Origin of the sequence: Actinocrispum wychmicini (assembly GCF_004345645.1) — a bacterium.
Classification (GTDB): domain Bacteria; phylum Actinomycetota; class Actinomycetes; order Mycobacteriales; family Pseudonocardiaceae; genus Kibdelosporangium; species Kibdelosporangium wychmicini.
Window position 1 is genome coordinate 62,424 of sequence record NZ_SLWS01000002.1, and the last position, 14,672, is coordinate 77,095.

Genomic DNA, 14,672 nt, shown 5'->3' on the forward strand with positions numbered 1-14,672 from the left:
TGCTAGGCGGCGACAACCGCGCCGTCGTAACCTGTCTCCAGTTCCCGCCGGACACGGTCCCGAGCTTTTTCCCACCAGCGGCTGCCCACCAGCTCGTGGCCGATCCGGTCGTAGGCGGCGAGTACTCGTTCGCCCAGTGGTGTCGCAATGGATGCCTCCTGGGCCATCCGCTCGGCCCATTCGTCCCGGCAGGCACATCCTTGCCGACGTAGGTCCTCGACGATGTCGTAGCCGCCGTTCGCGTTGAAGGCGTTCAGGCCATCGATCACCCTGTCCCTGCAGAGCGGGCATGTCGTTGGCGCCTCGCGCAACGGATCCGACACCTGTTCGCGGCGGCGCGGGTCGGTGGGCGTCGTGGAGTACCAGGAGAGGACAACCGACCGGGCCGCGTCCGGGCCGAGACGGTGCAGTGCCTCCACCAAGGACCACAACGAGGGACAACGGTAGGAGTCCCGTTCCCACAACCACTCCTGCAGCGTCCATCCCTTCACGTTGGACGGGAACAGGACGCAGATGTGGCTGCCGTTGCCCAGTGCCCAACGGATCGTGCCGACCGCCGACTCGATGGCCTCCTCCTGGGTCAGGAACGGCACCCCCAGCAGAACGTTGCTCACGGGGAACGCGTGATGCCGCCGAAGGGCAGCGGTGGCGTTCCGGTAGCTGTCCGGGCTCAACGACTTCCCGACACAGTGTGCCTGCACCCACGAGTGCGCGGCCTCCAGGCCGAGGTTGACGAACAACCGTTTGTCGCCCACCAGGGATGCCGCATGGGCGATCATGTCGGGCGACAGTGTCTCCGGCCTTGACTCGCAGGAGAAGATCGACGCGTCCGTTTCGGCCGCCATGGCGAGGATCGCGTCCCGAGCCGCCGCCGGGACCTCGGTCACGTCGAACATGTTGCCGAGCGGAGAGATGCCGAGCGCGTCGTAACTGTCCTTCAAGGATAACGCTTCCCGTACGCTATCGACGATGCTGTCGGTGCCCACTCGCTCGGCCACGGCGTAGTTGCACATCGTGCACTCCCCCGCACGGTCGTAACGACAGCCAAACGACCGGAAGAAGATGTAGGTGAGAACGCGCTCCGCACTGGGTCGAGGGTCCATGGCGACCCGCTGTTCTCGCACGGCGTAGCGCCAGCTCTCCTGTTCCTTCGGCCGTGCCGACCGAATCAGGATGTTGGCCCTACGGACGAGCGAATTCGCCTGGAGCATCGGATCTCCTCGCGTCTGGTTCCGTTGTCGGATCTGGTGCACCGAGGCCCCGCCCGGCGAGTGTCCGGCGCAGGAACGGTGCCATCGCACTGTGTTCGTGACGCGCGATGTCCTCCGGTGTGCCGACCGCGACCACGCGTCCGCCGTCGGCCCCGCTTCCCGGGCCGAGGTCGATCACCCAGTCCGCGGCCGCGATGACGTCCACGTTGTGCTCGATGACGATCATGGTGTGGCCGGTGTCGACGAACCGGCGCAGGAAGCCGACGAGCAGTGCTACGTCGACCGCGTGCAGGCCACTGGTCGGCTCGTCCAAAATGTACAGGCAAGGTCCGTCCCGGCCGTCACGGCACAGTTCGCGGGCGAGCTTGAGGCGCTGGGCCTCACCGCCGCTGAGGGTCACCGCGCCTTGCCCCAGGCGCAGGTAGCCGAGTCCGACGTCGACGAGAACTCGCAGCACGTCAGCGATCTTCGGCTGGTCGCTGAAGAGTTCCGCCGCCGTGCTGACATCCAGGTCCAGCACCTCGGCGATCGTGTGCTCCCGCCATCGCGCGGCCAGCACGTCCTCGTTGAACCTCCGGCCGTGGCATGCTGGGCAAGGCACCCGGACGTCAGGCAGGAAGTGCAGCTCCATGGCCTGTTCACCGGAACCGCGACAGGTCAGGCACTGCCCGGCCTCCGCGTTGAACGAGAAGTGCGCCGTCGACCACCGGTGCCGCACCGACAACGGCAGCCGGGCGAACAGCCGCCGGATCTCGTCGAAGATGCCGATGTAGGTCGCTGGGATCGACCGCGAGTTGCGGCCCATTGGGTCCTGGCTCGCGCTCACCACCCGAGTGAACCCCTGGTGCCCGCTCAGGTCCGTGAACGGACCACGAGGGACGCGGCCGGTGTCCGCGGCGGCCGACACAGCGCGCTGGAGCAGGTCGGTCACCAACGAACTCTTCCCGCTGCCGCTTGGCCCGGTGACGCAGGTCATCAGGCCGTGCGGAACGGCTACGGTCACGTCACGCAGGTTGTGCAGCCGCGCGCCGGTGAGTCGCAGCTCGGCGGCCGGATCGCGGGGTCGCCGTTTGGTCGCGCCGATCACCAACTCACCACGCAGGTACTTCGCCGTTGGAGAGTCGGACTCGGCGGCGAGCACCGCCGGCGGCCCGATCGCCACGACCTGGCCGCCGAACTCGCCCGCGCGGGGACCTATGTCGATGATGTGGTCCGCGGCGCGCATCAAGTCCGGGTCGTGTTCGACGAGAATGACCGTGTTGCCCGCGTCGCGCAACTGCCGCAGGCTGTCGGCCAGCCGCCCGGTGTCGGCCGGATGGAGGCCGACCGACGGCTCGTCGAGGACATACACCACGTCGACGAGGGTGCTGCCGAGCTGCCGGGCGATGCGCAGCCGCTGCCCCTCCCCCGCGGACAGGGTCGGCACCGGGCGATCGAGAGCGAGATACCCGAGGCCGACCTGTTCGACATGGACGATCTTTCGTCGCAACTCCTTGTCGATCTCGGTCACCGCCGCGGCGACCACGGCGGGCATGTCCGTGGCTCGCACCTGGTCGAGCCAGGCGGGCAGGTCCCGCACCGGCCGGCCCATGGTGCGCACGATGTCGTCGCCCGCCAACCGAACCGCGAGCGCGCCGGGCGCCAGCCGGCGTCCTTCGCAGCCGGCGCACGGCGCGGACTTCATGAACCGCTGGTAGAACTCTTTGCGTTCCAGCGTCTTTGCCGCGCGGAACAGCCGCTCGATCTCCGGGATGAGGCCCGAGCTCGTCCGTTTGCCGAGGAACGCGGTGACTTCCGCGGACACCGGTCGCTCGGTCCCGCCGTGCAGGATCACGTCCCGCAACGCTGGAGTCAGGCTCAGCCACGCGGTGTCCAGGCTGGCGCCGAACACGTCCACCAGCTGCGGAAGATCCTGCAACGGCCAGTACGTCTTCTTCCGGTCGAGCCGCCGGTCGCCGTAGAAGGTGAGCGCCCCGGCCCGGACAGAGGCGTCCTCATCCGCGACAAGCAGGTCCGCTGACACGCCGTACCGCACGCCGAGGCCTTCACAGTCCGGACACATGCCTTCCGGCGAGTTGGGACTGAAGAACTGCGACGAGGTCGCGATGGCAAGATGACCGCACGCACCGCACGTCCATTCGGTGTCCAGGTACCTTGGCGGTGCGCCATCCGGCTCCACCAGCAGCACCGCGTCCGGTGTCCGTGTGGCTTGCAGGACACATCGGCGCAGTTGAGCCGCCAGATCCTCGTCCGCACCACCGGACCGCCGCGCGACCACTCTTCGCGGCAGGTCGGGTTGGGCACCCGTGGACAGGGCTGACCGCCGCACCAGACTGAAGACGGCTGGGCGATCGCCCACCGCGGCGACACCTTCGGCGATCAGCGCGTCGGGCGAACGTGGGGCGACCAACGCGCTGCATCCGAGGCACGTGTGGACGCCGGCCCGGGAGAACAGCAGCCGGACCAGGTTCCCGATCTCGGTGATACTGCCCACTGTGGACCTTGGGTTACGTCCGGGGACGTGTTGCCTGACCGCGATGGTCGGGCCAAGTCCGGTGATGGTCGTGACTTTCGGCCTGGGCAGTTGGTCGAAGCCGCGCCGCTGGAACGGCGACAGGCTCTCCAGGTACTGGCGCTGTCCCTCGGCGAAGATCGTGTCGAACGCCAGCGAGGACTTCCCACTGCCTGAGGGACCAGTGATCACGGTGATCGCGTGGCGGGGGATCTCGACGGTCACCGACCGGAGGTTGTTCTCCCGCGCCTCACGGACCACGATCCCCTGGCCGCGTTCGGCCGCCAGGCGGTTCACCGGGCACCCGCGAGTTCGGCCAGCCTGGCGCAGATCGGCCCCCACGCGTCCGCCACCGGCTGGGCGTCCGGGTCGGCGCCCGTCGCGGACATGTCCTCACTGAGCAGTGCGGGCAAGCCCACCGACGCGCACAACGGCAGGAACGGCTCGAACCATCCCTCGCCGACCCGATCCATCCAGTCCTCAACGGACACTTCGGCGAGCGCGACACCGTGAGCGCGCAGGGTGGCCCAGGCATCAGTCCAGGACAGTGGCGCCGCTCCGACGAGATCCAGGTCGTCGACGGGGGACGGCGACAATACGTTGGTCACGATACGGACGGTAACGTGGTCGGCCGACACCACGTTCAGCCGACCCGGAAGCGCGGGCGCCGTACCAGTCCGGACACACTCCCGCAGGAAGCTCTCCAGGAGCCCCGGCCTTGGCGGTCGGACGGAGAGCCGGCCGAGCACGAACCCCGGCCGGTACACCGAGACGGGCATGCCTACTTCCCTGCCGCGGACCGCGACGAGTTCGGCTGCCGCCTTCGACTCGTTGTACCCGCCGGCGGGGCGCCTGCCGTCCGTCGACACCGCTGAGCGGGTGGACAGGTGGTGCAGCGACTTGATCCTCGTCTGGCCGGCCAACTGGGCCAGCTTGGCAACACCATCGACATTCACGGGGGCGAGCACCTCGTACGGGTACAGGAAGTTCACCCATGCCGCGACGTTCACGATCGCGTCCGCGTGGGTCACTGCCTCCAGGTCTGCGGTGGACAGTCCGGCGTTGGGTTTCGCGAGGTCCGCTGGGTGGTAACGCAGCCGCGGATCGTCGGCCAGGTTCGGATCCGCGCCGTACGCGTCCAGCGCGGCCCGCGTTCGGGCTCTGGCATGGTCGAGTCCATCGGCACGAACCAGGCAAGCCACCTCGGCGACGCCGCGACTGGCCAGCAAGGCCCGTAGGACACCAGGGCCAAGTGCGCCGGTCGCACCCGTCAGCACCACTCGCTCAGGGGGAACCGGGGCCCGGCTCGTCGTGCTGGGCGGTGTGACAACTACCAGCGGCCGAGGCGTGTCCGGCTCGTCCGACACACTCATCTCTTGCCGGGGGTGCTGTTCGACGAGTCGTGCCAACGCACGTACCGACGGACTCCTGACGACGTCGTGCACGGACAGCGGGCACCTCGTGGCCCGCGAGACGCGCCAGGTGATCCGAGCGAGGTGAATCGACGAGCCGCCCAGTGCGTAGAAGTCTTCGGTGACGCCGATCTCCGGCAAGTCAAGGATATCCGCGCACACCGCGGCCACGATCCCCTCCACTTCGGTGGACGGCGCCACATGCCCGGCCGCGGGCCGGCTGACGGCTCGCTCCACAAGCGTGGCGTAGTCCACCTTGCCGTGCCGGGTAGTCGGTATGCGGTCAAGAACGTGGAGTGCGTTGGGCACCGCGGCGGCCAGCAGATGGCGCCGGGCGTGCGCCGCGATATCGTCCAGAGTGGACTGATCAGGACCCACGACGAACGCGACGAGTGAGCGACGCTGGTCGTGGTCCGTCGTCACCACAGCCGCGGCGGTCACTGCCGGATGTCCGCACAGGACGGACTCGATCTCGGCCGGATGCACCCGAACACCGTTGATCTTGGTCTCGGTGTCGACCCGGCCGAGCAGCCGCAGGTACCCGCGTTGGTCCCAGACAGCTCTGTCACCCGTTCGATACCAGCGGACCGTCAAGCCGCCCGGTCCCCGTTCGATACCGAACCGATCTGAAGCGGTCGATCTCGAAGGGAGGTAGCCGCTGGCGACCGTGGTGCCTCCGATCCACAGTTCGCCCGCCCAGAGTGGTGGCAGCTCGCGACCCAACCGGTCACGTACCGACACGACCACGCCGGGGAACGGCCGGCCGATGGGCACCACCGGGTGGGTCAACGAGTCGGCCGGACCGATGTCGAACACCGTGGCGTCCACTGAGGACTCGCTCGTGCCGTATGTGCAGTACAGTCGAGCCGCTGTGGGCAACAAGGCACGCAGTCGGCGCGCGTCAGCGGCGTGCCAGGTGTCCGAGCCGACCATCACCCGGCGCAGCGTCGGCAGGTGCTCGTCGGCCTGTTCGAGGTAGTCGACCAGCAGCCTGGCCACGGCCGGCACGAACTCCACCGTGTCAACGTGTTCTCGCTGGATCAGCCCGGCCAGCCGGGCCGGGTCGAGGGCATCGTCACGTGCGGCCAGGACCAGAGTTCCCCCGAAGCACAGGGCACGAGCCAGGTCTCCCACGAAAACGTCGAACGAGAACGGCGCCAGCTGCAGATGCCGGCCGGGAGCGCCGGCAAGTCCGAACTCGACTCCCCAGGCACTGGTGATCGCGGCGATCGCCGTACTGGGTACCGAAACGCCTCGTGGAGCCCCGGTCGAGCCGGAGGTGAACACGACGTACGCCTCGCCGGTTCGCTGCTGGGCCGGTTCCTGCCGAACTGACATCCGCCAACCGTCCCCCCAGGACATTTCGTTGGCGCGCCATGATTCGGGCAGTCCACGGAACAACGGCGCGGACGCCACGACCGCGGCCGGTTCCACCACGGCGAGCATCTCCGCCAGCCGACGGGCGGGCACGTCGTCCGAGATCGCCACGAAGCTCATGCCGGCCCGGATCGCCGCCACCACCGCGACGACGGCCTTCGCCGACCGCTCACCGAGCACTGCGATCCGCGCACCGGGCGTGACGCCCGCGGTGCGCAGGCCCGCAACCAGGTTGTCCGCCAGCACACCGAGTTCGCGGTAGGTCAGCGAGTCGTCGGGAGCGACTACGGCCAAGTCCATGGGACGATCCCGGATCGCCGCCTCGATCCGGTCGGCCACCGGCACGGGCTGTCGTGTGCTCTGGGTGCCGGCGTGTTCGGCGAGCCATACGCGCTCGGCCCGGGTCATCAGTTCCAGGTCAGCGAGCCGACCCGCGTTGTTCGCGGTCAGTGCCGTGAGCACACGTACGTACAGATTTGCCAGCCGGCGCAGGGTGCCAGGAAGGAAGCGGTTCGCCGGGCACTCGATGGCAACGGCGCGTCCCTCCGCCGATTTGACGATCTCCAAGCTGAGACTGAACTTGGCGCCGCCGTTGTGGATGAACTGGTACCGCAATGACGCTGAGCCGAGCGTTGGCAGGCGATCCGGCAGGGTCTGCACCGAGAACTCACATTGGCACAACGGGTTCATGCCTGGCACGCGCTGGGGGTTGACCTCGGTGACCACCCTGCCGAAGGACACGTCCGCGTGCGTCCAGCCCTGCCGAAGTGCCGCCCAGGCATGTGCGATCAGAGTGTCCACTGTGTTGTGTCGCCCGACGCGCACCCGCACCGGCACACTGTGGACAAGAAACCCGATGACGCGCTCGTCAACCGCGGACCGGCGAAGCGACACCGGCACGCTCACCACTACGTCGTCGGCACCCGCGATGATGTCGAGCAGCACGCCGTAAGCGGCGAGCAGAACCGCGTTCGGGCTCACCGCCAAACGGCGAGCGGTCCGTTCGATGGTCTCGTTCAGCTGGGCCGGCAAGGCCATGCGGATCAAGCGGCCCGCAGGCAGCCCATCGTCGCCGCCCATGTGGTCGTAGGGCAAGTTCACGATGTCCGGCGCGGACCTGACCGTGTCGGCGACCTCGCGGCACAGCCGATCTGTTTCGCCGGACGCGTCGCGAGCCAGTTCGGCCGCGCGGATCGTCGCGACCTGGACCGGATCGGGCAGGTCACTCTGTCGTCCCTGGACCGCGGCCGAATAGAGGGCTGCCACCTCCTCCAGCAGCACCCACAACGAGGAAGCGTCACATACCGCGTGGTGCAGCACGACTGTCAGCAGCCACCGCCGGTCGTGGATGCCGAACACGGCCGCCCGAACACGCGACTCCCCGTCCACGAACACCTTGCTGGCCATGGCTTGTGCCTCGGCGATGGCCTCGGCGTCCGACTCGACAGGGATCATGGGACATGGCACCCGTACCTCGAGCAGCACCTCGCGGACGGGTGTGCCCTCGACGGAGCGAACTACCGTGCGCAGGATGTCGTGGCGTGCCACCACTTCGTGCAGGGCGTCGGCGAGCGTCGGGACATCCAGCGGCCCGTCGACCCACACCGCGAACGGCACCAGGTAGGCCGGGCCGCCGCTGTCCTGTTCCAGCAGCCAGAGCTCCTCCTCAGCGGCGCTGAGCTGGTTTGACAACGAGCCGGACGGAGCGGTCCGGCTTGCCGCCGCGGTCACCCGACGCGCTCCGCCAGGATCGTGGCGGCAACGCCGACAAGCCGATCGGCGAGCGCGCGGATCGTTGGTGTGCCAAGAAAGGCACCGACGTCCACGGACACGCCGGTGTCTCGGACGAGAGTGGCGAGCATGGTGTTGACCGCCAGCGAGTCACCGCCGAGCGCGAAGAAGTTCTCATCGAGTCCGGCGACTTCACCGGCCAGAAGGGACGCCCAGATCTGCCGTACGTACTGCTGCTGGAGCGTCAGGACAGATGTGTCCGACGCGTCAGGCTCGAGGCGGGCGGACAGCCGGCCGGTTGCGGCACGGTCCAGTTTTCCGTTGACGTTGAGTGGCAGGACGTCCACCACCGCGACTCGGGACGGCACCATATAGCTCGGCACCAGATCACGCAGTCCAGCGCGTACCTCGGCTGCCACCAATGGACAGCCGGGCGCGGGCACGACCGCCGAGTCGATCCGAACCGCACCGTCTGGTCCGCTCTGGACCCACGCGGCCGCCTGCCGTACCCCGGGCAGCCCGAGCATGGTCGCTTCCACCTGCCCGAGTTCCACCCGGCAGCCACGAACCTTCACCTGGCGATCGCGCCGTCCCACGAAGTAGAACCGCCCATCGGCCCCAAGCCGGCCGAGGTCCCCGGTCCGGTACACGCGACCGCGCTCGCTGTCCCGGTATCCCTCGGTCAACGTCACGTGCCCGTCCACCAGATAGCCACGGCCGACCGGAGCACCGGTCACCACCAACTCACCGACCACCCCCATCGGCACCGGTTCACCGACGTCATCCACCACGAGCACACCGGCGTTCGCGATCGGTCGCCCGAGCGGGACCTGCATGGTTGCCGGTAGTTCTGTGACATCGACGCATGTCGCATCGCCCGCCACTTCCGAACTTCCGTACAGGTTGACCAGCCGAGTGCCGGGCAGCGCGGTGCGCAGCCGAACCAGCAGGCCCGCGTCGAGCGGCTCGCCACTGCACATCAGCCAAGCCAGCGTGGGGACGACCGAGGCGAGGTCGGGATAGGCGTCCAGTAAGTGACGCAGGATCGACGGCGTGGCGAGCAGCCTGGTCACCCGATGGTGGCTCATCACGTCCACGAGTTCGCTCGCGTCCCACACCGCGCGATCCGGCACGATCGCCAACGGCACACCGGCTAGCAGGGGAACCACGGTCTCCGCGATGGCGTCGACGAAGCCTACCGGTGTCCGTAGCGCGGCTACTTCACCTGCCGTGTAAGGAAAAGCGTCCCAAGCCCAGTAACACCGGTTGTGCAGGCTCCGATGCGTACCCACGGTGATCTTCGGTGGCCCAGTGCTCCCCGAGGTGGCGACGAGCCAGGCCGGGTCATCCAGCTCCCTCCGCACGGCCGGCTTCCCTGGTGGCGCTTCCTGTTCGGCATCGACCACTGCCACGATCCGGGTCCCGACCGCCCAACCGTCGATCTCGTCGGTGAGCACGGCGGCTGGCCGGCATGCGCGTACCAGTATGTCGCGATGCTCCCGCGGGTGATGGACGTCGACGAACATCGGTACCGCGCCGACCCGCCAAGTCGCGAAGAGCGCGGCGACCGACCGCGCGGACCTCGGCAGATGAACGACGACCACGTCACCGGCTCGAACCCCGGACACATCAAGGCGGCGTGCCAGACCATCGCGCAACGCCCGCAGTTCGGTACGGCTGACGGTGACCGGGCCGTCCAGCAGGGCCAAGGCGCCGGGGTCGGCATCGGCAAGATCGTCGAACCGAACCGACACGTCCATCTCAGGCCATGAACGCGCGGTGTCGTTGACCGCCGCGATACGTGCCCGTTCGCCGGCTCTTACACCGACCACCGATCGTACGGTGGCCGCCGGCTCGGTGATCGACGTGGACAACTGATCGAACGTGGCGGCCAACTCGGCCACAGTGCCCTCGTTCAGCACATCCGTGGCGTACTCCCAGCCGAGGTCCAGGTCCCCGACCGCGCCGACCGGCGTCACCTCCAGCATCAGGTCGAACTTCGCGGTGCCCGTGTGCAGCGGGACGGGCGTCACCGCGCAGCCAGCGAACCGAGGCGTCACGCTGTCGTTGTTCTGAAGCACCATGACGACATCCACCAGCGGGCTGTGCGCTCGGTCGGCGGCCCTTCTGATCCGGACGGCCAACTCCTCAAGAGGCACGTTCTGATGGCTGAGCACCCACCGGGACTCCGCCCACAGCTTGTCGAGCAGATCGACGATTGTCGTGTCCATGGCGGCGGATGCCCGGATCGGTACTGTGTTGGCGAAGAAGCCCACGGTGTTCTGGTACTCCGGCTCGGTCCTCGCCGCGACCACGGTACCTATCAACAGGTCCCACTGCCGGGTGCAGCGCGCGAGGCACAGATAGAACATCGCAAGCAGAACGACGTACAGCGATGTTCCCGTCTCGTCGGCCAGTGTGCGTAACCGATCTGCCGTCGCGGCAGGTAACCGGGTGCGCAGGATCTCCCCTGCCATCGAGCGAGCGGGCGGCCGCTGGCGATCCGGGCTCAACTCCACCCGATCGGGCGCCGGGACCAGTCGAGCGGCGAACTTGTCGGCACTGGCGAGTGGTTCCCGGGAGCGGCGCTGGGTCTGGGCGAACTCCCGGTAGCCGGCCGGAGCCGGGCCCAGCTCTCGACCGGCGTACAGGTCGGTCAGCTCGCGGTAGATGAGGTCCATCGACCAACCGTCGGTGGCGATGTGATGCACCACGACGAGCAGGAGTCGTCCACCGTCCGCGGTGGCGTAGGTGCGGAGCCGCAGCAGGCGCCCTTCGGCGAGATCGAAGGGCATGTCCGCGTCTGCCCGAGCGGACGCCAGGACTTCCGCGGGTGACTGACGATCGTCGCGATGCGCGATGTCCGCGGTAGCCGTGATTCCACAGTCGGCCAAGCCGGGATCCTGGTGGGTGTACTGGGTGGACAACGCGGGATGCCGGGCCACCAGGGCTTGCGCCGCACGATCGAGCGCGGGCAGGTCCAGGTCTCCGACGACGTGGAACGCGTTCACGACGTTGTACGCGGGGCTTGCCGGGTGGTAGCGCTGGGCCAGCCACAACCGTTCCTCGTTGTAGGACAACGGGTTGTCCTCGGCGGGGACTGTGATCGACGTCGTCCCGGTGCGGTCGGCCATTCCGTCGACGAGCCCAGCCAGAAGCGTCGCGCTCGCGCCGTCGAGCAACGCCTCCAGCAGGAGTTCGTTGGTCTCGTCCGACGTGCCGAACTCGACCGCGATCCGGCCCACCGCCTTGACTGCCCTGATCGAGTCGCCACCGAGCTTACGGAAGCCCAGGTCCGGGTCAACGTCCCGGTTGCCGACGAGCTCACCCAGGATCTCGCGGATCGCCGCTGTTGTCTGCCCGTCGGCGGCTACCGGGTCAGTCATCGACGACCCCCGCGCGTCGATCCCCCACACTGCCCACCCCCCAGTCGCAGCGAGGATGCGCGACCGATCGCCGAACCGGCCGTCACGTGCCCGCTGTCCAGACACTCCCCGATATCGACCATAGGGGGATGGGTGAGCAGCGTCAACGCCCTGGACAAGCTACGCTCGCAGCTGCTAACGGTATGGCTACGATGCCTTGCCGACGAGGGGGTCCATTGATCGACGTACTGGTCGTCGGTGGCGGGGCCGCCGGTACCGCCGCTGCCCTGACGCTCGCCAGGATGCGCAGAACCGTCACTGTGGTCGACTCCGGCGAGGGAAGAAACGAACAGTCACACCACCTTCATGGCTACCCTGGCTTCGACGGCGTACCGCCGGCGGCCTTCCGGGAGAAATGCCTCCAGGAGCTGAAGAACTACCCGGATCTGTCGCTGACGTCGGACACCGTGGCGTCCATCGAGTGGGATGACCACTTCCGGGCCACCCTCCACACCGGTCAGCTCATCCTGGCTCGACGCCTGCTCCTGGCCACTGGGCTGCGTGATCTCCTCCCGGACATACCGGGCGTGGCCGAAGCCTGGGGAAGCGGCGTTTACCACTGTCCGCAGTGTCATGGCTGGGAGTTGCGCGACCGGCCGATCATGGTTCTGGGTGGTAGGCGTGCGGCACATCTCGTCACGCGACTCGCCCGGTTCAGCCAAGACGTCACCTGGATCACGTCGGCGGACACACCACCCCGACCAGCCGGCGTACGGATCGTCGCCGGCACCGTGGCGCGAGTGGACGGTGCCGTCGGCGAGGTCCACGCCCATCTCGCCGACGGACGCACCATCGCGGCGGAAGGCATGTTCGTCACCCCCGTCCAGGAACAACGGTCATCGTTCGCCGAACAGCTCGGCTGCACGTTCCTGCCGGACGGCCGGGTTGTGGTCAACCAGTTCGGCTACACCGGGGTCGACGGCGTCTACGCGGCCGGTGACATGGCCCGGATGACGGCCACCCGTTACCAGGCCGCCACGGTACTCAACTCGGCGGCGGCGGGCGCGCAAGCCGGCAGCGGCGTCGACCAGGAGCTGACCCAGGCAGACCTCGGAACACCGCCCGACGCCCAGGCGTGACCCAATTCAGTCGCCGATTCGACCGGTTCAATTCGCGGTTGACTCCGAGTTCACGCAGGTCAGCGATACCACGAAAACACCTCCGACCATTTGACGTCCATCCAGTTGCTAAGGTAGCATCGTATTGTCGAACAAACTGGAGGAATTGCCATGCTGATGGACGATCAGTTCGACCTTGAGGTTGTGGACATCCGAGCAATGCCGGATGAGGAACTCGACGACGTTGTGGGTGGCACCGGCACCCTCTCGCTCTGCGTGACCTGCTGACATTTTGCAGCAAGCAACGTCAGTGTCGCCCGGACCGCCGTCCTCGGATGCCGGTCCGGGCGTCGCTCTGTTCAGGCCACTGTCACCCTGAACGTGTTCGGCACGAGCACAAACTCCGCCGGTTCAGCGGCCGACGTGCAGTAGTCGCGTATCTCGTCGATGGACAGCGATACGGTGGCTTCTACTTCAGCGTGAAGTACGTCCCGCTCATTTTCCCTGTGTTCCAGCGATACAGTGGTCGATCGCACGGCAGGATGAGACTCCACCACTTCGCTCATCGCATGGAGATCGGCGCACATCACGACCCGTCCCGCCGAGTCACGTATCTCGGCCAACCCATGACGCTCGACGGACCGAACCAACGTCTCCGACGGGCTGGACAACAGCTCGGTGAATCGGGCAAAGAAGTCGTCGCTGTCCGGTGGCGCGAAATAGGAGTCCACCAAGCCGACGACAAACTCGATCCGACTGGAATAGGTGTGCACCATCAGCTCGATGCCGACTGCGCGCGTCGAGGCTCTGGAGAGATAGTACCGTGAGTCGATCTCCAGCTCGCCCGGTGCCAAACGGCGGGTGTCCGTGGCGTGTTCGAAGTGATTCGCGAATACCGTACGGGTGGCCGGGAACGACCATCCGTTCGACAGCTTCTCGTATTCTGTCCGCAGGTCGCCGGCGGGCACGTGGCTGCGCGACATCGTCTTGAACAACTCGCCCTGCACCTGCGCACTGAGCGATCGCAAGTCGTCCGCGCGGTTGATCACGAGCGGCAGGCTCACCGCGAACATGCCGGCGACCTCGCGGTCCGCGGCCGTCCGCTGGTCGATCGGCACATGCACGACCAGCCGGTCCTGCGGCGAGACTTCCAGAATCGCCGCCACGAAGACCGCCACCGCTCGCTGGAACTCGGACAAGTTCATGTCGGCGCACTCGGCCCGCCACCCGGACAGCGCCTCACCGGTGAGGGAAAGACTATGTATCGAACCCGTGGACTGCGCCTTGCTCGATGGCCAGACTTGAGTCACCGGAGGCGCGCCAGCAATTTTGTCGCGCCAGTACTCGCGGACCGCGGATCCATTCCGCTGTTCAAATCGGCTCCGCTGATTCGTCACGGCGTCCAGGAATGTCAGCCTCGCCGATTCGATCGTCATTTCCTCGGGGTCGATTCGACCGTCGTAGCGCTGCCAGATCTCACTCGCGATCAGCCCCCTGGCCCGGTCATCGACGGCCACATGCTGAAACACACCGAACAGCGCATGCAGATCTGCGGAGTACCGAAAGAGACGAAACCGAAACGGGTAGTCGCCCACCAGATCCGCCTCGGACATGAGATCGGCGGTCAGCATGTTTTCGACGTACCGGTCGAACTGCTCCTCCGAACGAGCCTGGACGGCCGCGGCGGCGACAATACGTGAGTCCTCGGGTTGCGGCAACAGGCGCTGCCGCAACCCACCATCCCCGGACAGAACCAGAGCGACCCGCAGGCAGTCGTTTCTTCGCACCACCGCCCTCAACGCGGAGACGACACCGCCGACCGACAACGGACCAATGATTCGATACACCAGGTGCAAAGATGTCGAATGCCCGTTCGAAGGACGTCCCACGCCGGTCAGATGGTGTTCCTGGCCGAAAGTCAGCGGATAAGTCTGAGTGTCCATCCA

General features: G+C 67.4%; 6 protein-coding genes. 1 reads left to right on the plus strand and 5 read right to left on the minus strand.

From position 1 onward, the window contains the following. Positions 1–2: 2 nt before the first annotated feature. The 4 genes from EV192_RS08915 to EV192_RS08930 are packed head-to-tail and all read right to left on the minus strand — an operon-like array spanning position 3 to position 11,629. Positions 3–1,211 carry a hypothetical protein gene (locus tag EV192_RS08915; RefSeq protein ID WP_132113320.1) on the minus strand — a complete coding sequence of 403 codons (1,209 nt, stop codon included), beginning with the start codon at positions 1,209–1,211 and terminating at the stop codon, positions 3–5. Beyond that, positions 1,183–4,020, minus strand: coding sequence for an excinuclease ABC subunit UvrA (locus EV192_RS08920; protein WP_207925947.1), 2,838 nt, complete (start codon positions 4,018–4,020; stop codon positions 1,183–1,185). The genes EV192_RS08915 and EV192_RS08920 overlap by 29 nt, the downstream gene beginning before the upstream one ends. Beyond that, positions 4,017–8,243 (minus strand): AMP-binding protein, encoded by a 4,227-nt coding sequence (locus EV192_RS08925; RefSeq protein WP_132113322.1) that lies wholly within the window; start codon positions 8,241–8,243, stop codon positions 4,017–4,019. Before EV192_RS08925 ends, EV192_RS08920 begins: the two co-directional genes overlap by 4 nt. Beyond that, positions 8,240–11,629, minus strand: a complete 3,390-nt coding sequence (locus EV192_RS08930; RefSeq protein ID WP_132113324.1) for a non-ribosomal peptide synthetase — start codon at positions 11,627–11,629, stop codon at positions 8,240–8,242. The genes EV192_RS08925 and EV192_RS08930 overlap by 4 nt, the downstream gene beginning before the upstream one ends. Before the next feature lie 215 nt (positions 11,630–11,844). On the opposite strand from EV192_RS08930, the gene EV192_RS08935 reads away from it, so the two are divergent. After that, positions 11,845–12,747 carry an NAD(P)/FAD-dependent oxidoreductase gene (locus EV192_RS08935; RefSeq protein WP_165960296.1) on the plus strand — a complete coding sequence of 301 codons (903 nt, stop codon included), beginning with the start codon at positions 11,845–11,847 and terminating at the stop codon, positions 12,745–12,747. A 338-nt stretch (positions 12,748–13,085) separates the two neighbouring features. Here EV192_RS08935 and EV192_RS08940 read toward each other — a convergent pair whose 3' ends face one another. Then, a complete protein-coding gene (locus tag EV192_RS08940) occupies positions 13,086–14,669 on the minus strand; it encodes a condensation domain-containing protein (RefSeq protein ID WP_132113328.1) in 1,584 nt (527 codons plus the stop codon). Positions 14,670–14,672 lie beyond the last annotated feature (3 nt).

Excerpts from the sequence above, each read along its gene's own strand:
- EV192_RS08930 (WP_132113324.1), bottom strand. The coding sequence starts at position 11,629 with ATGACTGACCCGGTAGCCGCCGACGGGCAGACAACAGCGGCGATCCGC.
- EV192_RS08915 (WP_132113320.1), bottom strand. The coding sequence starts at position 1,211 with ATGCTCCAGGCGAATTCGCTCGTCCGTAGGGCCAACATCCTGATTCGG.
- EV192_RS08940 (WP_132113328.1), bottom strand. The coding sequence starts at position 14,669 with ATGGACACTCAGACTTATCCGCTGACTTTCGGCCAGGAACACCATCTG.